This is a genomic window from Bradyrhizobium sp. USDA 4454, from assembly GCF_054822705.1.
In genome coordinates, this window is sequence record NZ_JBTRCN010000001.1 from 2,580,188 (window position 1) to 2,603,554 (window position 23,367).

Here is a 23,367-nt window from a genome sequence, read left to right on the forward strand (position 1 = left end):
CGATTTAACCCAATCTCATTTGCGATCTAGCCCGCGTTGGCCTTCAGGCCGGCGGCTTCGATGCCGGCCACGGCGCAGATCTCGTCATTGTCCGAGGTGTCGCCGCTGACGCCGACGGCGCCGAGCAGGGTGGTGCCGTCCATGATCAGCACGCCGCCGGGGACCGGCACCAGCCGGCCCTGCGCCAGCGTGTTCACGGAATCGATGAAATAGGCCTGCTCCTGCGCGCGCTGGAACAGCGCCCGCGATCCCATGCCGAGCGCCAGCGCGCCATAGGCCTTGCCATGGGCGATCTCGGCCCGCATCAGGCTGGTGCCGTCCTGCGCCGCGGTCACCTTCACCGCGCCGCGGGCGTCGAGGATGGTGACGACCAGCGGCTTCAGCTTCTTCTCGATGCCCTTGGCGAGGGCGGCGTCCAGAATCTTGCGGGCGGTGTCGAGAGTGAGCTCAGCCATGGGCCTGTTCCTTTATCGATTGATCTGAACTGGATGTCGCACGTTTCAGGCTCATCGCCAATACGCTGGCGACATGCAGCGGCGTGCGCCCGCTGCCGTCCTTGATCTGATGCCGGCAGGAAGTGCCGTCGGCCACGATCAGCGTGTCCTGGTCGGTAGCTCGAACCGCGGGGAGCAGCGACAGCTCGGCCATCTCGATGGAGGCCTGGTAGGTATCGGCGCCATAGCCGAACGCGCCGGCCATGCCGCAGCAGCTTGATTCAATGGTCTTGACCTCGAGCCCCGGCACCAGCCGCAGCACCTTCTCCACCGGCTTGAACGCGCCGAAGGATTTTTGATGGCAATGACCGTGCACGACGGCCTTGCCGGCAACGGCGCCGAGCGGCAAGGCCAGTCGTCCGGCTTCCGCTTCGCGCACCAGAAACTCCTCGAACAGCAGCGCGTGCGCGCTGACGCTCTTCACGGCGTCATCCGATCGCAGCGACAGCAGCTCGTCGCGCAGCGTCAAAAGGCAGCTCGGCTCCAGGCCAACGATCGGCACGCCGCGCGCCGCGAATGGCGCGTAGGTCGCAACCAGCCGGTCGAGCTCGGCGCGGGCCTGCTCGACCAATCCGGCGGACAGGAAGGTGCGGCCGCAGCACGGCGGCCGCGCGCTCTCCGATGGTTTGGGCAGATGCACGCGATAGCCGCCGGCCACCAGCACCTCGACCGCGGCGTCGAGATTCTCCCGCTCATAGCCGCGGTTGAACGTATCGGCGAACAGCACCACTTCGCGGCCATCCGGCGGGCCGAGCACCTCGGTGTCGGGCCGGAAGGTGTCGCGGCGAAATTCGGGCAGCGCACGCTTGGCGCTGATGCCGGCGAGCTTCTCGAACAGGCCGCGCAACAGCGGGCTACGGTTGCGCCAGTTCGCGACCGGCGCGAAGCGCGAGGCGAGATCGACATAGCGCGGCAGATAGCCGACCAGCCGGTCGCGCAGCGACAGGCCGTGCGTCGCGGCACGCGCCGCCAGCACCTCGATCTTCATCTTGGCCATGTCGACGCCGGTCGGACATTCGTGGCGGCACGCCTTGCAGGAGACGCAGAGTTTCAGCGTCTCCATCATCTCGTCGGAGGCGAGCGCATCGGGCCCGAGCTGGCCGGAGATCGCGAGCCGCAGCGTATTGGCGCGGCCGCGGGTGACGTCCTTCTCATTGTGGGTCGCACGATAGGACGGGCACATCACGCCGCCTTCGAGCTTCCGGCAGGCGCCGTTGTTGTTGCACATCTCGACGGCGCCCTGGAAGCCGCCGCCGGCGCCGGGATAGGCCGACCAGTCGAGCACCGTCTTCAATTCGCCGACGCGATAGTCCGGCGCAAAGCGAAACAGCGAGCGATCGTCCATTTTCGGTGGATCGACGATCTTGCCGGGATTGAGCGTATTGCCGGGATCGAAGCGCTGCTTGACCTCGCGGAAATCGGCGACGATGCGCTCGCCGAACATGGTCTCGTGGAATTCCGAGCGCACCAGGCCGTCGCCGTGCTCGCCGGAATGCGAACCCTTGTACTCGCGCACCATCGCGAAGGCTTCCTCGGCAATGGCGCGCATTGCCTTGACGTCCTTCTCGAGCTTGAGATTGAGCACCGGACGCACATGCAGGCAACCCTCGGAGGCGTGCGCATACATCGTGCCGCGAGTGCCGTGTTTGGCGAACACGGCATTGAGCCGCTCGGTGTAATCGGCAAGATGCGGCAGCGGCACCGCGCAATCCTCGACGAAGGAGACCGGCTTGCCTTCCTGTTTCATCGACATCATGACGTTGAGGCCGGCGGCGCGGAAGTCGGCAATACCCGTCTGCAGCGCGGGCTCGACGATCTCGACCACGCCGCCCCATTTGCGTTGCGGCTTGTCCCAGCCGAAGCCAAGGTCACCCATCAGCGCGCCGAGTTGCTTGAGCCGGGCCACATTGTCGGCCTGGTCCTCTTCCGCGAACTCGACCACCAGGATGGCGTCGGGATCGCCGCGCACGGCCGCCGAGATGATCGGCTGGAACATCGCGATCTCGCGCCCCAGCGCGATCATGGTGCGATCGACCAGCTCGACTGCAATGGGCCGCAGCTTGACCAGATGCTGGGCTGCATCCATCGCCTCGTAGAAGCTGCCGAAATGGCAGACGCCGAGCGCCTTGTTGCGGATCACGGGCCACAGCTTCAGCTCGACCTGGGTGGTGAAGGCGAGGGTGCCTTCGGAGCCGACCAACAGATGCGCCATGTTGTTCGGCGCGTTGCGGGGCACCAGCGCGTCGAGGTTATAGCCGCCGACGCGGCGCTGCACCTTGGGGAATTTGTCCGCAATTTCGGCGGCCTCGCGCTCGCCGAGATCGAGCATCTCGCGAAACAGCTTCAATCCGCTGTCGGATGCATTGATCCGCGTCAGGTCGCGCGGCACCTCGCCGAAATGCAGCAGCGTGCCGTCGGCGAGCGCGGCATCCATCGACAGCGTGTTGTCGCGCATCGTGCCGTAGCGCAGCGAGCGGCCACCGCAGGAATTGTTGCCGGCCATGCCGCCGATCGTGGCGCGCGACGCTGTGGAGACGTCGACCGGAAACCACAGCCCGTGCTTTTTGAGCTGGCGGTTGAGGTCGTCGAGCACGATGCCGGGCTCGACCACGCAGGTGCGAGCCTCGACGTCGAGCGAGACGATCCGGTTCAGGTGCTTGGAGAGATCGACCACGATGCCGTCATTGACCGTCTGGCCGCATTGCGAGGTGCCGCCGCCGCGCGGGGTCACGATCCGCCCGGCGTCGCGGACGATCGACAGCGTCCGCAGCGCCTCGTCGACGGTGCGGGGCACCACCACGCCAGCCGGCATGATCTGGTAGAACGAGGCGTCGGTCGCGTAGCGGCCGCGGTTGAAGGCGTCGAAGAAAACGTCGCCGGTCAGTTCGGAGCGCAGGCGCTGTTCGAGCGAGGAGGCGTTCTTCATCCCAGATCCGATGTGATCCACGGGCGTGGCGGTCGTGCCTGCTCATGGATTATGCATTCTCTCGACGTGAGAATTATATTATGAATTCATAATGGGCAAGGATCGCGATCTCGTCGCACTCCTCCGGACACGCCGCTTAGTCGCCCTGGGGCGTCGTTTCCAGGCCGGCGTCCTGCCCTTCGGCGAGGTGATCGATCGCAGCGGACCGCTTGTTGCGCAGGTGCTGGAACAGGATGTCGCTGAGCTCGCTTGCCGCGCGGCGGCGCAGCGCGTCGAGGATCGCCTCGTGCTCGCGCATCGCCTCGCCCCAGCGCTGCCGCTTGCGGGCGAAATTGGCGGAATAGCGCACGCGACGGATCCGGCCTGCGAAATTGGCGTAGGTCGTCTTCAGCGTCTCGTTGCGCGCGGCGGCGACGATGCTCTCGTGGATCTGCTGGTTGATCTGGAAATAGCCGTGCATGTCGCGATGCAGATAGTGGCCGTACATCTCGTAGTGCAGCCGCTCGATCGCAGCGATTTCCTCGTCGGTAATCAGCTCGCAGGCTAGCCGTCCGGCCAGGCTCTCAAGCCCCGCCATCACGTCGAACAGTTCCTCGAGGTCGCGCTGGCTGAGCTGGCGCACCCGCGCGCCGCGATTGGGCAGCAGTTCGATCAGGCCTTCGGCGGCCAGCACCTTGAGCGCCTCGCGCAGCGGCGTCCTCGAGATCCCGAGCATTTCGCAGAGCTGCCGTTCGGGAACGCGGGCGCCCTCGGGGATGTTGCCTTCCACCACATAGTCGCGGAGCCGCAGCAGCACCTCGCCATGCAGTGAGGCCTCCTGGCGGTCGCTGCCATTGCCGGCGGCGGGCGGGGTGATCGGAACCCCGGTCTCGGGAATCGCGGATTTCATATTCTGAACAATAATTTGCCGGCGCGGTCGCGTCGATCTCCGCAATCGAATACCAAAATTGGATTGAAAAGACAAAAAATGAATGCAAAAAGACATCGCGAAGGGTCGAAATCCGGCGATCAGGAGGATCTCATGCATCAAGGGCGCCATTTTCTGCAGATTCCAGGGCCGAGCCCGGTCCCGGATCGCATTCTTCGCGCGATGGACATGCCGGTCATCGACCACCGCAGTGCCGAATTCGGTGAGCTCGGCCGGACGGTGCTGGAGGGCAGCGCCAGGATCTTCCAGACCAAAGGCCCGGTGGTGATCTTCCCGTCGTCGGGGACAGGCGCCTGGGAAGCCGCGATCGTCAACACGCTGTCGCCTGGCGACAAGGTGTTGATGGTCGAGACCGGCCACTTCGCCACGCTGTGGCGGCAGATGGCCGGTCGCTTCGGCATCGAGGTCGACTTCGTCCCCGGCGATTGGCGCCGCGGCGCCGACCCCGCGCCCAGATCGAGGCCAGGCTCGCTGATGACACCGCGCACAGCATCAAGGCGGTGATGGTGGTCCATAACGAGACCTCGACCGGCGCGACCAGCCGGATCGCCGATATCCGTGCCGCCATCGACCGCACCGCGCATCCGGCGCTGCTGATGGTCGACACCATCTCCTCGCTGGGCTCGGTCGATTACCGGCACGACGAGTGGAAGGTCGACGTCAGCGTCAGCTGCTCCCAGAAGGGTTTCATGCTGCCGCCCGGCCTCGGCTTCAACGCGATCTCGGACAAGGCCCGCGCCGCGTCGCGCAGCAACAAGATGCCGCGCTCCTATTTCGACTGGGAGGAAATGCTGAAGCCGAACGCCAAGGGCTTCTTCCCCTACACGCCGGCGACGAACCTGCTTTACGGGCTGCGCGAAGCCATCGCGATGCTGCTCGAAGAGGGGCTCGACAAGGTGTTCGCCCGCCATCAGCGGCTTGCCGCCGCGACGCGGGCTGCCGTCAACCAATGGGGGCTCGAAGTGCTGTGCCAGGAGCCTTCGGAGTTTTCGCCGGTGCTGACCGCGGTCATGATGCCGCCCGGCCATGATGCCGATCAGTATCGCAAGGTCGTGCTCGACAATTTCAACATGTCGCTCGGTGCCGGCCTGTCGAAGGTCGCCGGCAAGGTGTTCCGCATCGGTCACCTCGGCGAGTGCAACGAGCTGACCTTGCTTGGCGCGCTCACCGGGGTCGAGATGGGATTGTCGATCGCCGGCGTCCCGCACCGCGCGGGCGGCGTTGAGGCCGCGATGAAGATTCTCGAGCAGCGCGATCAGCGCAACGCGTCGCATCTGAAGGTGGTCGGCACCTAGCTCTTGCTTGAGCATGATCTCTTCGGAAAACCGCTTCGCACTTTTCCGGATCATGCTTGGACAGCCAGCGTCGACAAGGTCAAAGAAGTCGCGGAGGGGAGGGGATATGAAGCTTCGGTTCAAGGCCACCCATGTCGTGTTGGCCATGCTCTGCGTGATGTATTTCATCACCTATGTGGACCGGGTGAATATCGGCACCGCGGCCGGCGACATCCAGAAGGAGCTGGGTCTCTCCAACACCCAACTCGGCCTGGTGTTCTCGGCCTTCGCCTACCCGTATCTGCTGTTCCAGGTGATCGGCGGCTGGGTGGGCGATCGTTTCGGGCCGCGCCAGACCCTGTTCTGGTGCGGCATGATCTGGGCGGCCGCAACTATCATGACCGGCTTCGTCCATGGTCTTGCGGCGCTGTTCGTTGCGCGCTTTGCGCTCGGGTTCGGCGAAGGCGCGACGTTCCCGACCGCGACGCGCGCCATGCAGTACTGGACGCCGGCCAACCGGCGCGGCTTCGCGCAAGGGCTGACGCATTCGTTCGCGCGGCTCGGCAATGCCATCACCCCGCCGGTGGTCGCGCTCCTGATCCTCTGGCTGACCTGGCGCGGCGCGTTCGTCGCGCTCGGCATCGTCAGTCTGATCTGGGGCATCGTGTGGGTCTGGTACTTCCGCAACGAGCCGCGGGAGCATGGCGCGATCACCGCAGCCGAGCTCGCGGCATTGCCGCCGCGGCCAAAAGGAGAGCGGCCGAAAGTGCCGTGGGGACCGCTGCTGCAGCGGATGTGGCCGGTGACCTTGACTTATTTCTGCTACGGCTGGTGCCTGTGGCTCTACCTCAACTGGCTGCCGCTGTTCTTCAAGAACAACTACAGCCTCGATCTGAAGAACTCGGCGCTGTTCGCATCCGGCGTGTTCTTCGCCGGGGTGATCGGCGACAGCATCGGCGGCGTCATCTCCGACCGCATCCTCGAACGATCAGGCAATGTGCGGCTGGCGCGGCTCAGCGTGACCATCGTGGGATTCGCCGGCGCGCTGCTGTCGCTGATGCCGATCCTGTTCGTTCACGACATCACGGTGGTCGCGCTCTGCCTGTCGGCCGGCTTCTTCTGCGCCGAGCTCGTGATCGGCCCGATGTGGTCGATCCCAATGGACATCGCACCGAAATATTCCGGCACCGCCGCGGGGCTCATGAACACCGGCTCGGCCTTCGCGGCCATCGTCTCGCCGCTGGTTGCCGGCTTCGTGATCGACGCCACCGGCAACTGGTACCTGCCGTTCCTGATGTCGATGGGCCTGTTGCTGCTTGGCGGCTTCTCGGCGTTCCTGATGCACCCCGAGCGGCCATTCGAGGAGACCGGCGAACTGGTGGTGCCGGGCAAGGTTGTGGCGGCCGAATGAGGGGCTGCCGGCCCGGGTGGAGCGCTGCCAGATATGCATGACGGCCTCCCGCCGGGCCTAGGACAAAGCGTGCGAATAGTGATATGCGAGCGGCTTACCAAGACCAAGGCAAGACCGGGAAAGACGCTCATGACCGTGCATACTGGAAGGCATTTTCTGCAGATTCCGGGACCGACCAACGTGCCGGACCGGGTGTTGCGGGCCATGGATATGCCGACCATGGACCATCGCGGCGCCGAATTCGCCGAGATCGGTTTTGCCGTGATTTCGGCGATGCAACGGGTGTTCCGCACCAAACAGCCGGTGATCATCTATCCCTCGTCCGGGACCGGCGCCTGGGAAGCCGCGATCGTCAACACGCTGCAGCCCGGCGACAAGGTGTTGATGTGCGAGACCGGGCAGTTCGCGGTGCTGTGGCATGGCATTGCCGACAAGTTCAAGCTCGACGTCGACTTCATTGCGGGCGACTGGCGCCACGGCGCCGACCTCGAGCAGATCGAGGCCAGGCTCGCCGCCGACAAGGCGCACAAGATCAAAGCGGTCTGCGTGGTCCACAATGAGACCTCGACCGCCTGCGTCACCTATCCGCTTAACGTCCGCAAGATCCTCGACACGCTGAAGCATCCGGCGCTCCTGATGGTCGACACCATCTCCGGCCTGGGTTCGCTGGAATATGAGCACGACGCCTGGGGCATCGATGTCTCGATCGCCGGCTCGCAGAAGGGGCTGATGCTGCCGCCCGGCCTCGGCTTCAACGCGGTATCGGAGAAGGCGCTGGCGGTGGCCAAGGCGAATCCGGGCATGCGCTCGTACTGGGACTGGCAGGAAGTCATCAACATCAACAAGGCCGGCACCTGGCCGTACACCCCCGCCACCAACCTGCTGTTCGGCTTGCGCGAGGCCGTCAAGATGCTGGAGGAGGAGGGGCTGGAGAACGTGTTCGCCCGCCACAAGCGCCACAGCGAAGCGACCCGCGCCGCGATCAGGGTCTGGGGCCTGGAAACGCAGTGCCAGGAGCAGGGCGCGCATTCGCCGGCGCTGACCGCGGTGCGCGTGCCTGACGGCCACGACGCCGACCACTTCCGCAAGGTCGTGCTGGATAATTTCGACATGTCGCTCGGCACCGGCCTCAACAAGGTCAAGGGCAAGGTGTTCCGGATCGGCCATATCGGTCACTTCAACGATCTGATGCTGATGGGCACGCTGTCCGGCGTCGAGATGGGGCTTGATCTGGCCAAGGTGCCGCATCGCGGCGGCGGCGTGCTGGCGGCGATGGAGGTCCTGAAGGGCCGCGACGCCGCGCCGGCATCGAAAGCCGTTGCTTGAACATCAAATCGTAACGAACAGAAGGAGCGAGACATGAACGCGCCCGTGGCATCGACCGAAGACCTGGTCTACTCCGTCGAGGACGGAATCGCGCGCATCACGTTCAACCGGCCGCAGGCCCGCAACGCGCTGACCTTTGCGATGTACGAGCAGATGGCCTCGATCTGCGAGAGCATCAATCAGGATCACACCATCAAGGCGTTGATCATGACCGGTGCCGGCGACAAGGCGTTCGCCTCGGGTACCGACATCTCCCAGTTCCGGGCGTTCAAGACCGCGCAGGACGCGCTGGACTACGAGGCGCGGATCGACCGCGTGCTGGGAACGCTCGAACAGTGCCGCGTGCCCGTGATCGCGGCAATCGCCGGCGCCTGCACCGGCGGCGGCGCCGGCATCGCCGCCTGCTGCGACATCCGCATCGGCACCGAGGCGACGCGGATCGGCTTCCCAATCGCGCGCACGCTCGGCAACTGCCTGTCGATGTCCAACATCTCGCGGCTGGTGTCGCTGATCGGCCCGGCCCGGACCAAGGACCTGATCTTCAAGGCGCGGCTGGTCGAGGCGCCGGAAGCGTTGGCGCTCGGGCTGTTGAACGAGGTCGTCCCCGATGTCGAGACCTTGCAGCGCCGCGCCGACGAGACTGCGAAGCTCGTCGCCGGCCATGCGCCGATCACGCTGGAGGTGACCAAGGAAGCAGTGCGCCGCATCCGCCGCACGCTGTCGCGCGAGGAAGGCGAAGACCTGATCCTGCGCGCCTATATGAGCGAGGATTTCCGCGAGGGCATGGACGCCTTCCTCAACAAGCGCGCGCCGAACTTCAAGGGCAAGTAGTAGCGGCTGCGCTGCGTCCACATCCACATCTGTCATCGCCCGGCTCGACCGGGCGATCCAGTACGCTCCGGCCTCTCGGCTCAAGCACTACTGCCTCTGGAATACTGGATCACCCGCATGCGCGGGTGATGACACCGATGACGTGCTGCGGAATTGAGAACCATCTCCATCGCTGCCTCTCTCGACGACACCCCCACCTCATTCCAAAGTCATACGCCGTGCGGCAGTTCGGCGGCTTGAACTCAGCCTCATTCTCGGCACAATGATGCGAGCTTCCGCTTCGCAGGTTTTGCAAAGCCGAACAGATAGATAGGGAAGAAACACGTGGGACAGATTGTAAAAGCCACGGCTGCAATCGCGGCCCTCTTGCTGAGCACGCCGGCGTTTGCCGGCTGGGAGCCGAGCAAGCCGGTCGAGATCGTGGTGGCGGCCGGCGCCGGTGGCGCCTCCGACCAGATGGCGCGGATGATGCAGGCGGCGATCCAGAAGAACAATCTGATGAAGCAGCCGATGGTGGTGTCGCTGAAGGGCGGCGCGTCGGGCGCGGAAGCGCTGATGTACATGAAGTCCAGCGAGGGCGATCCCAACAAGGTGCTGATCGCCTATTCGCTGATCTACATGCTGCCGCTGTCGGCCAAGATTCCGTTCAACTGGCGCGATCTGACGCCGGTGTCGGTGATCGCGCTCGACCAGTTCGTGCTGTGGGATAACACCGCGGGTCCGAAGACCGTGAAGGAGTTCATCGATGCCGCCAAGGCGGCGAGCGCGCCGTTCAAGATGGGCGGTACCGGCTCCAAGCGCGAGGACCACGTGCTGACCGTGTTCATGGAGCAGAAGACCGGCGCGAAATTCTCCTACCTGCCGTACAAGTCAGGCGGCGAGGCAGCGACCCAGCTGGTCGGCGGCCACACCGAGTCCAACGTCAACAATCCTAGCGAGAACCTCGAAGTCTGGCGCGCCGGCCAGGTCCGCGCGCTCTGCGTGTTCGACAAGGAGCGGATTTCCTACAGGACCAAGGTCACCGACACGCAATCCTGGAACGATATCCCGACCTGCAAGGAAGAGGGGCTCGACGTGCAATATCTGATGCTGCGCGCGATGTTCCTGCCGGGCAAGGTCACGCAGGAGCAGCAGGCGTTCTATGTCGACCTGTTCCAGAAGGTGACGCAGACGGCTGAATACAAAGACTACATGGAGAAGCAGGCGCTGAAGCCGATCTTCCTCACCGGCAAGGACATGGTCGAGTTCCTCGAGGATGACGACAAGCAGAATGCCGCGCTGATGAACGCAGCGGGTTTTGTCGCGAAATAAGGTTGCGGCCACGAACCTTCCGTCATTCCGGGGTGATGCGAAGCATCGAACCTCAGATGCGCAATTGCGCATCGGGGAATCTCGAGATTCCGGGTTCACGCTTCGCGTGCCCCGGAATGGCGGAGGCACAATCAAATGGCTGACGACACATGGTCCGGACCAACCGGCGCTTGCTTTACCTTCGGTCCGAAATCGCCTTGCATCGCGCGGCGGCGCCATCGATATTGCGACGCGATATGGCGCCGTTGCCGGAACGTGAGGAGCGATCATGACCAAAGCCGTTCTCGGAATCATCGGCGGATCCGGCATCTACGATTTGCCGGGCCTGGAAAATGTCCGCGACGAGGCGATCGCGAGCCCGTGGGGCGAACCTTCGGCGTCGCTGCGCCGTGGCGAGATCGCCGGATTGCCGATTGTGTTCCTGCCGCGGCATGGCCCGGGACATGCGCTGTCGCCGTCCGACATCAATTATCGCGCCAATATCGACGTGCTGAAGCGGGCGGGGGTCACCGATCTCATCGCGCTGTCCGCCTGCGGCTCGTTCAAGGAAGAGCTGCCGCCCGGCACTTTCGTGCTGGTCGACCAGTTCGTCGATCGCACCCACAAGCGCGAGAGCTCGTTCTTCGGCAGGGGCTGCGTCGCGCATGTCTCGATGGCGCATCCGGTGTCGCCGTTGCTGGCGAAACATCTCGCGGCTGCCGCCGAGGCCGAGCGTATCGGCTTTGCGCGCGGCGGCACGTATCTGTGCATGGAAGGGCCGCAATTCTCCTCGCTTGCCGAAAGCCTGACCTACAAGGCGCAGGGCTATTCGGTAATCGGCATGACCAACATGCCGGAAGCCAAGCTCGCCCGCGAGGCCGAGATCTGCTACGTCAGCGTGGCGATGGTCACCGATTTCGACTGCTGGCATCCGGCGCATGATGCGGTGACCGTGCAGGACATCATCCGCGTGCTGAATTCGAACGCCGAGAAGGCCAAGGCGCTGGTGGCGCGGCTGGCGCGGGATTTCCCGCGCGAGCATGAGCCCTGTCCAATCGGCTCGGATCGCGCGCTGGACACCGCGCTGATCACGGCGCCTGCGGCCCGCGATCCGCAATTGCTTGCCAAACTCGATGCCGTCGCCGGAAGGGTATTGCGCGCATGAAAGTTGACGGGCGCCATTTCCGCAGCATCTGGCTCGAGCCCGACGGCTGGTCCGTCGGTGCGATCGATCAGCGCCGGCTGCCGCATGAGTTCATCGTCGCAAAGATCACGACCGTGGAGGAGGCCGGCGAGGCGATCAGTTCGATGCTGGTCCGCGGCGCGCCGCTGATCGGCGCGACCGCGGCCTTTGGTATGGCACTGGCGATGCGCGCCGATGCCTCCGATGCCGCGCTCGGCCGCGCCGGCAAGATGCTGGCTGCGACCCGGCCGACCGCGATCAATCTGAAATGGGCTGTTGACGAGATGCAGCGCGCGCTCGCCCCGCTCGCGGCGTCGGCGCGGGCGGATGCGGCCTATGCCCGCGCCCGCGCAATCGCCGATGAGGATGTCGAGATCAACCGCGAGATCGGCCGCCATGGCCTCGGCCTGATCGAAAGAATCGCCGCGACCAAGAAGCCCGGCGAGCCGGTGAACGTGCTGACGCATTGCAATGCCGGCTGGCTTGCAACCGTCGATTGGGGAACGGCGACGTCACCAATCTACCAGGCGCATGATCGCGGTATCCAGGTCCATGTCTGGGTCGACGAGACGCGGCCGCGCAATCAGGGCGCCTCGCTCACCGCGTGGGAGCTCGGCCACCACGGCGTGCCGCACACCGTGATCCCCGACAACACCGGCGGCCATCTGATGCAGCATCGCATGGTCGACCTCGCGATCGTCGGCACCGACCGCGTCGCCGCCAATGGCGACGTCTGCAACAAGATCGGCACCTATCTGAAAGCGCTCGCGGCGCACGACAATGGCGTGCCGTTCTATGTCGCGCTGCCGTCGCCGACCATCGACTTTAGTATCGATGACGGCATCAGGCAGATTCCAATCGAGCAGCGTGCGGCCAGCGAGGTGACGCACCTTACCGGGCGGACGGCGGATGGACGGATCGAGACCGTGCGCGTGGTGCCGGACGGCTCTGGCGTCGCCAATTTCGGCTTCGATGTGACGCCGGCGCGGCTGGTGTCGGGATTGATCACCGAGCGCGGTGTGCTCGGCGCGAATCGTGCTGCACTTGCGAGCGCGTTTCCCGAACGATCCAGTTAGCTGAAGGCTGCATTGACGGTGGTTGCATCTGCGCGCTATCCCCATCGTTGCCCTCGCAATCCAGACCGTCCAGTCCATGTCCAACACCGAACTTGAGATCGTCGTCGACGATCCGACCGCGCCTGAAGAGAATTCCCCTGCCGTCGTCTCCACCGGCGTCGTCGACGTCGTCGTCTCGCTGCTGTTGCTTGCGCTGGCATTGGTGCTCGGCTGGGACAATTGGCGCACCGGCGCCTCGTGGGACTCGACCGGCCCGCAGCCGGGCTATTTTCCGTTCTATCTCTCGGTGATCCTCGGCGCCGCCAGCCTCTATGGTCTGGGTACTGCCTTTCTCTCGCGCCGGGAAGCCGCCGAGACCTTCGTCACCCGCGCCCAGCTCCGCCGGGTGATGGCGGTGTTCGTGCCGACATTCCTGTTTTGCATCGCGACCCAATATCTCGGCCTCTATGTCGCGAGCTTTCTCCTGATCGCGGGCTTCATGCGCCTGGTCGGCAAGATCGCGCTGTGGAAGTCGCTGCTGACCGCCTTCATCTTCACCGCCGCGATGTTCGTGACCTTCGACATCGCATTCGACGTCATCATGCCGAAGGGGCCGCTCGAAGCGGCCTTCGGCCACTGAGCGATCGACAGGATCTCGGGACATGGAAGCTTTCGGACTCCTGCTGCACGGTTTCGCCGTCCTTTTGACGTGGAAGACGCTGCTGTTGATGATGGTCGGCCTCGTGCTCGGCATCTTCGTCGGCGTGCTGCCCGGCCTTGGCGGTCCGAACGGAGTCGCGATCCTGCTGCCGCTGACCTTCACGATGGACCCGACATCGGCGATCGTGATGCTGTCCTGCATCTACTGGGGCGCGCTGTTCGGCGGCGCCATCACCTCGATCCTGTTCAACATCCCCGGTGAAGCCTGGTCGGTCGCGACCACCTTCGACGGCTATCCGATGGCGCAGCAAGGCCGGGCCGCCGAAGCGCTGACCGCGGCGTTCACCTCGTCGTTCATCGGTTCGCTGGTCGCGGTGCTGCTGATTACCTTCCTAGCGCCGATGATCTCGTCATTCGCGCTGAAGTTCGGCCCGCCGGAATTCTTCGCGGTCTATCTGCTGACCTTCTGCTCGTTCGTCGGCCTCGGCCGCGAAGCCAAGCACAAGACCGTCATCTCGATGTCGCTTGGGCTTTTGCTCGCCGGTGTTGGCATGGATACGGTGTCCGGTCAGCTGCGCATGACCTTCGGCTCGGCCGAGCTGTTGCGCGGCATCAACTTCCTCGTCGCCGTGATCGGCCTGTTCGGCATCAGCGAGATCCTGCTGACGATGGAGGAGCGCCTGGCGCTCCGCGGACATGCCGCCGGCATTTCCCTTCGCGTCGTACTTTCGGTGTGGAAGGACCTGCCGAAATACTGGGTGACGCTGCTGCGCTCGTCGGTGATCGGTTGCTGGCTCGGCATTACACCGGGCGGCGCGATCGCGGCCTCGTTCATGGGCTACAATCTGGCAAAACGCTTTTCCAAGGATCAGGAAAGCTTCGGCAAGGGCCGCATCGAAGGCGTGTTCGCGCCGGAGACCGCCGCCCACGCCTCGGGCACCTCCGCGCTGCTGCCGATGCTCGCGCTCGGCATTCCAGGCTCCGGCACCGCTGCAATCCTGCTCGGCGGCCTGATGGTCTGGGGCCTCAACCCAGGCCCGCTGCTGTTCGTCGAGCACAAGGATTTCGTCTGGGGCCTGATCGCCTCCATGTATCTCGGCAATGTCGTCGGCCTCGTGCTGGTGCTGACCACCGTGCCGATCTTCGCCTCGATCTTGCGCGTGCCGTTCGCGGCCGTCGCGCCGATGATCGTGGTATCCTGCGCGATCGGCGCCTATGCGATCCAGAATGCGATGTTCGACATCTGGCTGATGCTGGGTTTCGGCGTCGTCGGCTATGTCTTCAAGAAGATCGGCATCCCGCTCGCGCCGTTCACGCTCGCGCTGGTGCTCGGCAGCCGCGCCGAGGACGCGTTCCGGCTCTCGATGATCGGCTCCGGCGGCGACATGAAGGTGTTCTGGTCGAACGGCCTCGTCGGCAGCATCACGACCCTGGCGATCGTGCTGCTGTTCTGGCCGGTGATCGACCGGGCCTTTGCCGGCGCCGCGCGTCTGCTGCGGCCGGCAAAGGCGTAAGGTTCCAGAGCGTTTTCGAGCGAAGTGGACACCGGTTCGCGTGAAGAAAACGCGAAGACACGAATCTGGCGCTCCGAGCTCTAGACTAGACGACCTTGCGCTGGCGCAGCTCGGCGATCTCGTCGCTGCCGAAGCCGAACTCGGCCAGCACCTCCTCGGTCTGCTCGCCAAACTCAGGCGGACGCGCCACCATCTTGCTCGGCGTCCGCGACAGCGTCACCGGCTGGCTGACCAGCTGGATGTGACGGTTCTCGTCGTTCGGCACGTGCTGGGCCATGCCGAGATGCTTGACCTGGGCGTCCTCGAACATCTGGTCGATCGAGTAGATCGGCCCGCACGGCACGCCGGCGGCATTGAGCTCCTGCACCCAGGTCTCGGTCGACTTCTTCTCGGTCAGCGCGTTGATCCGCGCATTGAGCGCGTCGCGGTTCTTCGAGCGCGCCGGCGCGGTCGCGTAGTCGGGGTCGGTGATCAGGTCGGGCGCGCCGATCGCCTGGGCGCAGCGCTCCCAGATCCGCCCCCCTGTGGTGGCGATGTTGATGTAGCCGTCGGAGGTCTTGAACACGCCGGTCGGGATCGAGGTCGGATGGTTGTTGCCGGCCTGCTTGGCGACTTCCTTCTCCATCAGCCAGCGCGCCGCCTGGAAATCCAGCATGAAGATCTGCGCCTGCAGCAGCGAGGTCTGCACCCACTGGCCTTCGCCGGAGACGTCACGTTCCAGCAGCGCGGTGAGGATGCCGAGCGCGCAGAACAGGCCCGCGGTGAGGTCGGCAACGGGAATGCCGACGCGCATCGGGCCTTGGCCGGGCGCGCCGGTCACCGACATCAGGCCGCCCATGCCCTGCGCGATCTGATCGAAGCCCGGGCGCTTGTGATAGGGGCCGTCCTGGCCGAAGCCGGAGATGCTGCCGTAGACGATCTTCGGATTGATCTTGCGGATGCTCTCATAGTCGATGCCGAGCTTGCCCTTCACGTCCGGCCGGAAATTCTCGACGATGACGTCGGCCTGCTCGGCCAGCCGCTTGAACACCTCGAGCCCCTTGAGGTCCTTGAGGTTCAGCGTCATCGCTCGCTTGTTGCGATGCAGGTTTTGGAAATCGGAACCGCCGCGCGGCCCGCCCGGCTGCTCGCCGCCGCCGTCCTCCAGCAGCGCATCGATCTTGATGACATTGGCACCCCAGTCGGCGAGCTGGCGCACACAGGTCGGCCCGGATCGGACCCGGGTCAAATCCAGCACGGTGAAACGGGACAGGGCTTGGGATGCGCGGGGAAAGGGCATTGAGACACCTCTTGTTTGACGGGCCGCTGTGGGGGCTATTGCTTATCTGCCATAGACAATTTGGCAGGTCTTTCCAACTGTTACCCGGATAACAAGGCGCCCGGAAACGAACAGTCACGGTTCCGCGCAGACCGTTCTGCATCAGGTGCGATTCGCGCCTGCCCACACCTGTGCGCCGGTCCGGTGTCCGCCAACACTCGACAATCACGCTTCTGGCTGCTAGCCCGTCGCCCCACCGAATGGGTTTTGCCCTTATGGAAGAGGGACTTGAGGCGTTTCGACGTGATGGACCGAAAGCGGGCATGGCAGTGAAGAGAGGTCCGTCCCATCTGCTCGGCAACTCGGCATGGAACGCGACCGCCTTTGCGGTCGCGGTGCTGCTCAATCTGGCGATTCTCCCGTTCGTGATTTTCCGGCTCGGCCTCGCCGCGTTTGGTGTTGCGGGCCTTGTGACCGCCTGTGTCGCGCCGGCGCTGATGTTCAGCAATGCGCTGGGTCTTTCGACGGCGCGCGAGCTTGCACAACGGCTGGAACTGTCCGATCGCGACGATGCACGGCGCTTCTTCGCCACCGCTTTGGCGCTCGCCATCGCCGGGGGCGGCCTGATCGCGGCCTTGCTGATCTTTGCCGGTGCGCCGCTGGCGCGATTGGGATTTCACCTCGGCGGCCCGGCCGCCGCCGACCTCGGGCTTGCCTTCGCCCTGGCCGGCGCCGGCTGGCTGTGCCAATGCCTGTTCGCGGTGTTCCTCTCGCTGTTCACGGCGCGGCAGGACTACCGGCGGATCGCGGCGATCAGCATCACCGGCACGGTGGTGACGACGATGTCGATGCTGCTGTTGATCCCGTACGCGCCGCGCGCTTCGACCTTCCTCGGCTGTCAGGCCCTGGGCTTCGCGACGAATCTCTTGATGGCCTTCGCCTGGTCGCGACATGCGATCAGCGACTGGCTGGCGCCGCCGGCACTCGATCGCAGCGCGCTGCGTGCCCTGGTCAAGCTCGGCGGCTGGCAGGTCGCGGCACAAAGCGGCGCGCTGTTCGCCGGCCAGGCGGATCGCTATCTGCTCGGCGCGCTGCTGCAGCCGCAATTCGTCGGCTTCTACAGCGTCGCGCAGCGGCTGGAAGAGGCGGTCTATATCGGCATCTTGAAGATCGGCGAGATCCTGTTCCCGTTCTTCAGCACGCTGCAAAGGGAAGACGATGATCGCAAGGTCGATCTGCTGCTGCGCTCGTCCTGGATTCTCAACGTGCTGGCCGCGAGCGCGCTGGGCGGCCTGATCCCGGTCGCAGGCGCGCTGCTGTATCGATGGACCGGCGCCGAGGTCGCCGCCGAGGCGCAACTGGTGCTGGTGGTGCTCGCGATCAGCGGGATATTGGGGTCGAGCGCCAACGTGTTTGCGTTCTATCTGCTGTCGCAGGGGCGTTCCAGTTTCAACGCGCTGATCTCGCTCGTCACGGGCATCTTCACATTGGCGACCAGCGCCATCGCATTGCCGTATTTCGGCTGGCAGGCCGCCGGTTGGAGCTCCTGTGTCGGCATGGTCGCGCAGATGGGGATCACGGTGCTGCTGCTGCGGCGAACCTTCAGGCTTTCGGGGATGTGGTCACGGATGCTGCACTTCGTCCTGATCCCGCTCGGTACCGGTGTCGCCATAGCGCTCGCGCTGCGCTCGCAGCTTGGCCATGTGTCATTCGACCACGCGCCGTCATGGTGGTATGTGGTGTCGCTCTACGGCGTGTCGGCGGCGGTGATCTTTGTCACCGCCGTTGCCGTGTCACAGCTGGGTCCCTATCGCGCCGTGTGCTGGCGGGATCTCCGCATCATCATCACCCGCTTCTTGCCCTTCAAGGCCGCCTAGACATGTGTGGTATCGCAGGCATCGTCAATCTTCGGGGCAATCCCGTGGAGCCGGCCGAGATCTCGCGGCTCACCAGCCTGATCGCGCATCGTGGGCCGTTCGGCGAAGGCACCTGGTTCAATGCCAAGCGAAACGTCGCCTTCGGCCATCGCCGGCTCGCCATCATCGATCCCGGCGAGGGCGGCTATCAGCCGATGGCATCGGGCGATGGCCGCCATGTGATCGTCTACAATGGCGAGATCTACAACTTCCTCGAGCTGCGCCGCGAGCTCGAGGCGAAGGGCGCGGTGTTCCGCAGCCAGTCCGACACCGAAGTGATCCTCGCTGCCTGGCAGGCCTGGGGCGAGGACATGCTGCTGCGCTTCAACGGCATGTGGGCGCTGGCGATCTACGACACGGTCACGGATGATCTGTTCCTTGCGCGCGACCGCTTCGGCATCAAGCCGATGCTGTACGCGCTGTCGTCCGAGCGGTTTGTGTTCGCATCGGAGCAGCGGGCGCTGGCGCGGAGCGGGCTGGTCGAGACGTCGCTCGATATCGACGTGGCGCGACGGCTATTGCTCGACCCGTTCGGGATCGAAGGCAGCGAGCGGACGCTGTTCTCGCAACTGCGTCGCCTGCAGGGCGGTCACTGCATGTGGCTGCGCCAGGGGCGGGCGCAGCTGCGCCGCTGGTGGCGGACCGTGGACCACCTGCCTGCGATCCCGAACAGCGAAGCCGAACGGGTCGGGCGCTTTCGCGAGCTGTTTCAAGATTCCGTTGCGCTCCGCATGCGCAGCGACGTTCCGATCGGGACCTGCCTGTCCGGCGGCTTCGATTCGTCCGCAGTTATCTGCGCGATGGCGAGCCATGAGAAGGCCGGCATGGGACCGCGTGACTCGACCGCCTGGCGGCACGCCTTTGTCGCGACCTTTCCCGGCGCCAGCAATGACGAGCGGCCGATGGCGGAGGAAGCGGCCGCGTGGGCCGATGTGACGCCGAGCTTTCTCGAAATCGGGCGCTCCGACGCGCTTACCGACCTTGATCGCATCCTTGATGACAATGACGACGTCTATATCGGTTTGCCGAGCGCGCCTTGGCTGATCTATCGCGAGCTGCGGCGCCAGAACGTCACGGTCTCGCTTGATGGCCACGGCGCGGATGAATTGATGGGCGCCTATTTGCAGGAAGGGAAGTCGGCCGCATTCAAAATCCGCAACGCTGCGGCCGCGCTGACCTCACGATCGCAACTCGCGCAGCGCGGCATCGACTTCCTGCGCGCGCAGATGATCAAGCGCCAGGGGCACTATTTCCTGCGCGGGGGTCTGACGGCGATGCCGGCGCCCCTGCCGCTCGTTGCCGAGGATGACGAGTTGCCGACTACATGGGGCGCGCTCAACCGGCGGCTCTACCGCATGTTCCACTCGACCACCCTGCCGACCATTCTGCGCAACTTCGACCGGCTTTCGATGGCGCACGGGATCGAGGTACGCATGCCGTTTATGGACTGGCGGCTGGTGACCTATACGATGGCGCTGCCGGAGGCGAGCAAATCGGCCGATGGCATGACCAAGGTGGTGGCGCGGCAGGCGATGGCGAATTTGATGCCCGAAAGCATCCGCACCGCGCGCCGCAAGGTCGGCTTCAACTCGCCGATGCCGGAATGGCTGAACGGGCCGCTGGCGGGCTGGACCACGGAATTGCTCGATCGCAAGGTCCCGGCGTTCGCGGAGTTCGTCGACGAGGCGCCGCTGCGAAAGGTGGTCGGCCGCTTGACGGCGTCGCAAGGCTGGGATTGGGAATCCGTCGGCCGGATCTGGCCATATCTGAACATGAAATGGATGTTGGCAAGGACCGCGTAACCGATGCGTCTGTTCCAGAATAGCGGTCTCTATCCGTCCTATCTGCCGCGGCTGAACCAGCTCGCGGCAAAGGCATCGACTTTTGCTGCGCGACGCGACGTGTTCCTGCACGACCGCTTTGGCGCAGCGCATTTTCTCAAGCCGGTGCTCGACGGCGCGGCTGAAGCCTTTTTCACCAATGCCGACGACGAAGTGTTGCAGCGCCAGTGGGCGCGCGAGCAGGGCATGCTGGGCACGCCGACGCTCGAGGCAATTCTGCTCGCGCAGATCGAGCACCACAGAACCGAGGTGTTCTACAATCTCGATCCGGTGCGCTATCCCAGTGCGTTCGTCGCCAAGCTTCCCGGCTGTGTGAAGAAGACGCTGTGCTGGCGCGCGGCGCCCTCGGGAAATGCCGACCTGAGCGCCTATTGCGCGGTGCTTGGAAACTTCCCCTCGATCCTCGAAGCCTGGCGCGGCAAGGGGTGCCGGGCGGAGCTGTTCTTCCCTGCGATCGATCCTGTCATGGCGCAGTACGGTCACGGCGAACGGCCGATCGACGTGGCGTTTGTCGGTGGATACTCGCGGCATCATAGCGCGCGGGGCCGGACGCTCGAGCAGGTCGCGGCGCTGGCGGCCGATCGCAACATCGTGTTCTGCCTCGATGCTTCGCGGTTGACGCGGCTCGCCGAGAGCCCGGTCGGGCGATTGCTGCCGCTGGGAAAACACCGGCGCCCCGACGTCATCGCGCGAATCGCGCGGACGCCGCTGTTCGGCCGCGACCTCTATGAACTGTTCGGATCAGCGAAGATCGTGCTCAACGGCGCCATCGACATGGCCGGCAACGATCGCGGCAACATGCGCTGCTTCGAGGCGATGGGCTGCGGCTCGCTGCTGGTTTCGGATTCGGGCAGCTATCCGGAGGCGATGCAGGACGGCGTCACGATGCGCACCTACGACGCTCCCGAAAAGGCCGCCGCTGCGATTTCAAGCAGCCTGCGGGATTGGCCGCTATGGGCCGGGATTGCCGCGTCCGGCAGGAGCCGCGTACAGGAGACCTATAGCAAGGCCTCGCAATGGGCGCAGTTTATCGATCTCGTCGCGCGGATTGAGCCTTAACAGCGCGTTTTCGAGCAAAGTGAGGGCCGGTTCGCGTGAAGAAAACGCCTAAAAACGAGATTCTGGAGCCCCGTTCCGATTCCATCGGGACGGAAAAGGCTCTACACGGGGGCACAGAGCCGGCCAGAGGGCGGGCGATTGGGCCGGAATGATGTCTGCAAGTGACTTGATCTATCAGATGAAATGGATGGCGGACGGACTAGCCGCGCCGCTGTTCAGGATGCGGCCGCGGCCGTTCGGCCCGGGCTATCAGACCGTCAAGCGCGACACCATCACCGCGGCCATCGACGGCGGCCTGCTTCAGGCCGGAAAGGAGCTTCCGCCCGGCTACGGCATCGCGATGGATGAACGCGTGGTGGAATATCCCTGGGTCTATGGCCGGTTGAGCAAGGTCGGCAAGATGCTGGACGCGGGATCGACGTTCAACCACGACTTCCTGCTGCGGCGTCCGCCGCTGCGTGGCGCGGATCTCACCATCATGACGCTGGCGCCGGAGCGGCGCTGCTATTGGCACGACGGCTATTCCTATGTGTTCGGCGATCTCCGCAAGACGATGTTCGGCGATCATGTGTTCGACACCGTCGCCAGCATTTCGACGATCGAGCATATCGGGCTCGACAATCAGATGCTGTACACCGGCGATCCGCGCGACGCCGAGACCGATCGCGACGGTTTCGTTCCGGCGGTGAAAGAGTTCAAGCGCATTCTCAAGCCCGGAGGGACGTGCCTGATCTCCGTGCCGTTCGGCAAGCGCGACAATCTTGGCTGGTATCAAGTGTTCGATCTTGCCATGATCGAGCGGATCATCGAGGCGTTCGGCGCGGCATCGCATCATGTCGATTATTTCGGCTACTCGCGGCAAGGCTGGTCGCGCCAGAGCGCAGAGGCGCTCGCCGACGCCACCGTCTTCGACATCCATACCGGCAAGGGCCAGGGCGACGACCTTGCGGCGTCGTCGCGCGCCGTCGCCTGCCTGCAGTTGACCGCATGAATATCGATTACCTGATCCAGCGTCTGATCGGTCGGGCCACCTGCCGGTTGCAGGCTGACGCGGCGCTCGGCCGCTCTGCCAGGATCAGGAACATCCGCGGTGATGCCGACAAGATCGTTGTCGGCCGCAACAGCCGCATCCTCGGCGAGCTGCTGACCTTCGCGCATGGTGGGGACATCAAGATCGGCGAGTGGTGCTATGTCGGCGAGGGCACGCGGATCTGGTCGGCGGCCTCGATCGAGATCGGCAACCGCGTCCTGATCTCGCATTCGGCCAATGTGTTCGACAATCTCACCCACCCGCTGCGGGCGGCGGAGCGGCACCGACAGGTCCAGCAGATTTTCACACGCGGCCATCCGGACGATATCTCGCTTGACGAAAGCCCGGTCAGGATCTGCGATGATGCCTGGATCGGCGCGGCGGCGATGGTGTTGCGCGGGGTGACGGTCGGGCAGGGCGCCATCGTCGCGGCCGGCGCAGTCGTCACCAGGGACGTCGCGCCGTTCTCGATCGTGGCCGGCAATCCGGCCGTGCTGGTGAGGGAGCTTGGCGCCGATGAACGGTGAGCGCAAGTTTACCACCTGGGAGGAAGCGGTGGTCTGGCTGCGCAATCAGCCCGACCAGCACCAGCTCGTGCTCGATGCATTCTATGACGATCCGCTGGCTGGCGCCGCCGAACGCTATTTCCAGAGCTCCGAGTGGCAGGCGGTCGCCGCGCTGCTGGCTGGCCGGTCCGGCACCGCGCTCGACGTCGGCGCCGGCCGTGGCATTGCGAGCTACGCGCTCGCCCGCAGCGGCTTTGCGGTGACCGCGCTCGAGCCGGATCCCAGCGCGATCGTGGGAGGGGCGGCGATCCGGGCGCTGGCGCAACAGGCGCAATTGCCGATCCAGGTGGTCGAGGAGTTCTCCGAGCGGCTGCCGTTCGCGGATGCGACGTTCGATGTCGTGTTCGCCCGCGCCGTGCTGCATCACACGCGCGATCTCGAAGGTGCGTGCCGGGAGATGTTTCGCGTGCTGCGGCCCGGCGGCATGCTGATCGCGGCGCGCGAGCATGTCATCAGCAACGAGGCGGATCTTCCCCGGTTCCTCGCGCAGCATCCGCTGCATCACCTTTACGGCGGCGAGCATGCTTTCCTGCTCGATCGCTACACCGGTGCGCTTTCCACCGCCGGATTTTCGAAGATCGACACGCTGGCGCCGCTGCAAAGCCCGATCAACCTGTTTCCCTATACGCCGGAGACCCTAAAGGCTGCGATCGTGACCAAGCTGTCGCAAAAGATTCCGGTGGCGCCGCTGTGGCGAACCGCGTTTGCGTCACGCCGAGTGTTCGGCTCGCTGCTGTCGATAGCCGAACGCTTCGACAATCGGCCGGGCCGGCTGTACTCCTTTGTCTGTCACAAGGCCTGAGCG

General features: G+C 64.9%; 18 protein-coding genes and 1 pseudogene. 15 read left to right on the forward strand and 4 right to left on the reverse strand.

Features of this window, described 5'->3' with window-relative positions:
• Positions 1-26: 26 nt before the first annotated feature.
• From ACVIW0_RS11795 to ACVIW0_RS11805, 3 genes are all read right to left on the reverse strand, one after another.
• A complete protein-coding gene (locus ACVIW0_RS11795; RefSeq protein ID WP_461352479.1) occupies positions 27-455 on the reverse strand; it encodes a GlcG/HbpS family heme-binding protein in 429 nt (142 codons plus the stop codon).
• Positions 448-3,420: an FAD-binding and (Fe-S)-binding domain-containing protein gene (locus ACVIW0_RS11800; protein WP_461352480.1), complete on the reverse strand. Its 2,973-nt coding sequence runs from the start codon at positions 3,418-3,420 to the stop codon at positions 448-450. Before ACVIW0_RS11800 ends, ACVIW0_RS11795 begins: the two co-directional genes overlap by 8 nt.
• Before the next feature lie 136 nt (positions 3,421-3,556).
• On the reverse strand, positions 3,557-4,309 hold the full coding sequence (locus ACVIW0_RS11805; RefSeq protein WP_461352481.1) for a GntR family transcriptional regulator: 753 nt from the start codon (positions 4,307-4,309) through the stop codon (positions 3,557-3,559).
• 132 nt (positions 4,310-4,441) lie between these two features.
• Between ACVIW0_RS11805 and ACVIW0_RS11810 the strand changes: the two are divergent.
• From ACVIW0_RS11810 to ACVIW0_RS11850, 9 genes and pseudogenes are all read left to right on the forward strand, one after another.
• Positions 4,442-5,643: pseudogene (locus tag ACVIW0_RS11810) on the forward strand (pyridoxal-phosphate-dependent aminotransferase family protein).
• A gap of 106 nt (positions 5,644-5,749) precedes the next feature.
• Positions 5,750-7,033: an MFS transporter gene (locus tag ACVIW0_RS11815; protein ID WP_461352482.1), complete on the forward strand. Its 1,284-nt coding sequence runs from the start codon at positions 5,750-5,752 to the stop codon at positions 7,031-7,033.
• A 129-nt stretch (positions 7,034-7,162) separates the two neighbouring features.
• A complete protein-coding gene (locus ACVIW0_RS11820; protein ID WP_461352483.1) occupies positions 7,163-8,359 on the forward strand; it encodes a pyridoxal-phosphate-dependent aminotransferase family protein in 1,197 nt (398 codons plus the stop codon).
• Positions 8,360-8,392: 33 nt separating this feature from the next.
• Positions 8,393-9,190 carry an enoyl-CoA hydratase/isomerase family protein gene (locus ACVIW0_RS11825; RefSeq protein WP_461352484.1) on the forward strand — a complete coding sequence of 266 codons (798 nt, stop codon included), beginning with the start codon at positions 8,393-8,395 and terminating at the stop codon, positions 9,188-9,190.
• 324 nt (positions 9,191-9,514) lie between these two features.
• Entirely contained in the window at positions 9,515-10,501 is a 987-nt protein-coding gene (locus ACVIW0_RS11830; protein ID WP_461352485.1) for a Bug family tripartite tricarboxylate transporter substrate binding protein, read from the forward strand.
• Between the two features lie 268 nt (positions 10,502-10,769).
• A complete protein-coding gene (locus tag ACVIW0_RS11835) occupies positions 10,770-11,645 on the forward strand; it encodes an S-methyl-5'-thioadenosine phosphorylase (protein ID WP_461352486.1) in 876 nt (291 codons plus the stop codon).
• A complete protein-coding gene (mtnA, locus tag ACVIW0_RS11840; RefSeq protein WP_461352487.1) occupies positions 11,642-12,739 on the forward strand; it encodes an S-methyl-5-thioribose-1-phosphate isomerase in 1,098 nt (365 codons plus the stop codon). Before ACVIW0_RS11835 ends, mtnA begins: the two co-directional genes overlap by 4 nt.
• Positions 12,740-12,815: 76 nt before the next feature.
• Entirely contained in the window at positions 12,816-13,358 is a 543-nt protein-coding gene (locus ACVIW0_RS11845; protein WP_461352488.1) for a tripartite tricarboxylate transporter TctB family protein, read from the forward strand.
• Positions 13,359-13,380: 22 nt separating this feature from the next.
• The gene (locus ACVIW0_RS11850; protein ID WP_461352489.1) at positions 13,381-14,892 is read left to right on the forward strand and encodes a tripartite tricarboxylate transporter permease; all 1,512 of its coding nucleotides are present in this window, start codon (positions 13,381-13,383) and stop codon (positions 14,890-14,892) included.
• Positions 14,893-14,977: 85 nt separating this feature from the next.
• Here the strand turns inward: ACVIW0_RS11850 and ACVIW0_RS11855 are convergent, their stop codons facing one another.
• Positions 14,978-16,171 carry a CaiB/BaiF CoA transferase family protein gene (locus ACVIW0_RS11855; RefSeq protein ID WP_461352490.1) on the reverse strand — a complete coding sequence of 398 codons (1,194 nt, stop codon included), beginning with the start codon at positions 16,169-16,171 and terminating at the stop codon, positions 14,978-14,980.
• A 302-nt stretch (positions 16,172-16,473) separates the two neighbouring features.
• Between ACVIW0_RS11855 and ACVIW0_RS11860 the strand changes: the two genes are divergently transcribed.
• The 6 genes from ACVIW0_RS11860 (at position 16,474) to ACVIW0_RS11885 (ending at position 23,364) form a co-directional block, all read left to right on the forward strand.
• Positions 16,474-18,027 carry a lipopolysaccharide biosynthesis protein gene (locus ACVIW0_RS11860; RefSeq protein WP_461352491.1) on the forward strand — a complete coding sequence of 518 codons (1,554 nt, stop codon included), beginning with the start codon at positions 16,474-16,476 and terminating at the stop codon, positions 18,025-18,027.
• Positions 18,028-18,029: 2 nt separating this feature from the next.
• Complete coding sequence (asnB, locus tag ACVIW0_RS11865; RefSeq protein WP_461352492.1) at positions 18,030-19,868, forward strand: asparagine synthase (glutamine-hydrolyzing); 1,839 nt, start codon at positions 18,030-18,032, stop codon at positions 19,866-19,868.
• A 3-nt stretch (positions 19,869-19,871) separates the two neighbouring features.
• On the forward strand, positions 19,872-20,966 hold the full coding sequence (locus ACVIW0_RS11870) for a glycosyltransferase family protein (RefSeq protein ID WP_461352493.1): 1,095 nt from the start codon (positions 19,872-19,874) through the stop codon (positions 20,964-20,966).
• Between the two features lie 148 nt (positions 20,967-21,114).
• Entirely contained in the window at positions 21,115-21,957 is an 843-nt protein-coding gene (locus ACVIW0_RS11875; protein ID WP_461352494.1) for a methyltransferase domain-containing protein, read from the forward strand.
• The gene (locus ACVIW0_RS11880; RefSeq protein ID WP_461352495.1) at positions 21,954-22,523 is read left to right on the forward strand and encodes an acyltransferase; all 570 of its coding nucleotides are present in this window, start codon (positions 21,954-21,956) and stop codon (positions 22,521-22,523) included. Before ACVIW0_RS11875 ends, ACVIW0_RS11880 begins: the two co-directional genes overlap by 4 nt.
• Positions 22,513-23,364: a class I SAM-dependent methyltransferase gene (locus ACVIW0_RS11885; RefSeq protein ID WP_461352496.1), complete on the forward strand. Its 852-nt coding sequence runs from the start codon at positions 22,513-22,515 to the stop codon at positions 23,362-23,364. The genes ACVIW0_RS11880 and ACVIW0_RS11885 overlap by 11 nt, the downstream gene beginning before the upstream one ends.
• Positions 23,365-23,367: the final 3 nt, after the last annotated feature.

Bases quoted from the DNA above. Each gene is read 5' to 3' on its own strand.
- ACVIW0_RS11795 (WP_461352479.1), bottom strand. From the start codon at position 455: ATGGCTGAGCTCACTCTCGACACCGCCCGCAAGATTCTGGACGCCGCC.
- ACVIW0_RS11800 (WP_461352480.1), bottom strand. From the start codon at position 3,420: ATGAAGAACGCCTCCTCGCTCGAACAGCGCCTGCGCTCCGAACTGACC.
- ACVIW0_RS11805 (WP_461352481.1), bottom strand. From the start codon at position 4,309: ATGAAATCCGCGATTCCCGAGACCGGGGTTCCGATCACCCCGCCCGCC.
- ACVIW0_RS11815 (WP_461352482.1), top strand. From the start codon at position 5,750: ATGAAGCTTCGGTTCAAGGCCACCCATGTCGTGTTGGCCATGCTCTGC.
- ACVIW0_RS11820 (WP_461352483.1), top strand. From the start codon at position 7,163: ATGACCGTGCATACTGGAAGGCATTTTCTGCAGATTCCGGGACCGACC.
- ACVIW0_RS11825 (WP_461352484.1), top strand. From the start codon at position 8,393: ATGAACGCGCCCGTGGCATCGACCGAAGACCTGGTCTACTCCGTCGAG.
- ACVIW0_RS11835 (WP_461352486.1), top strand. From the start codon at position 10,770: ATGACCAAAGCCGTTCTCGGAATCATCGGCGGATCCGGCATCTACGAT.
- mtnA (WP_461352487.1), top strand. From the start codon at position 11,642: ATGAAAGTTGACGGGCGCCATTTCCGCAGCATCTGGCTCGAGCCCGAC.
- ACVIW0_RS11845 (WP_461352488.1), top strand. From the start codon at position 12,816: ATGTCCAACACCGAACTTGAGATCGTCGTCGACGATCCGACCGCGCCT.
- ACVIW0_RS11850 (WP_461352489.1), top strand. From the start codon at position 13,381: ATGGAAGCTTTCGGACTCCTGCTGCACGGTTTCGCCGTCCTTTTGACG.
- ACVIW0_RS11855 (WP_461352490.1), bottom strand. From the start codon at position 16,171: ATGCCCTTTCCCCGCGCATCCCAAGCCCTGTCCCGTTTCACCGTGCTG.
- ACVIW0_RS11860 (WP_461352491.1), top strand. From the start codon at position 16,474: ATGGCAGTGAAGAGAGGTCCGTCCCATCTGCTCGGCAACTCGGCATGG.
- asnB (WP_461352492.1), top strand. From the start codon at position 18,030: ATGTGTGGTATCGCAGGCATCGTCAATCTTCGGGGCAATCCCGTGGAG.
- ACVIW0_RS11870 (WP_461352493.1), top strand. From the start codon at position 19,872: ATGCGTCTGTTCCAGAATAGCGGTCTCTATCCGTCCTATCTGCCGCGG.
- ACVIW0_RS11875 (WP_461352494.1), top strand. From the start codon at position 21,115: ATGATGTCTGCAAGTGACTTGATCTATCAGATGAAATGGATGGCGGAC.
- ACVIW0_RS11880 (WP_461352495.1), top strand. From the start codon at position 21,954: ATGAATATCGATTACCTGATCCAGCGTCTGATCGGTCGGGCCACCTGC.
- ACVIW0_RS11885 (WP_461352496.1), top strand. From the start codon at position 22,513: ATGAACGGTGAGCGCAAGTTTACCACCTGGGAGGAAGCGGTGGTCTGG.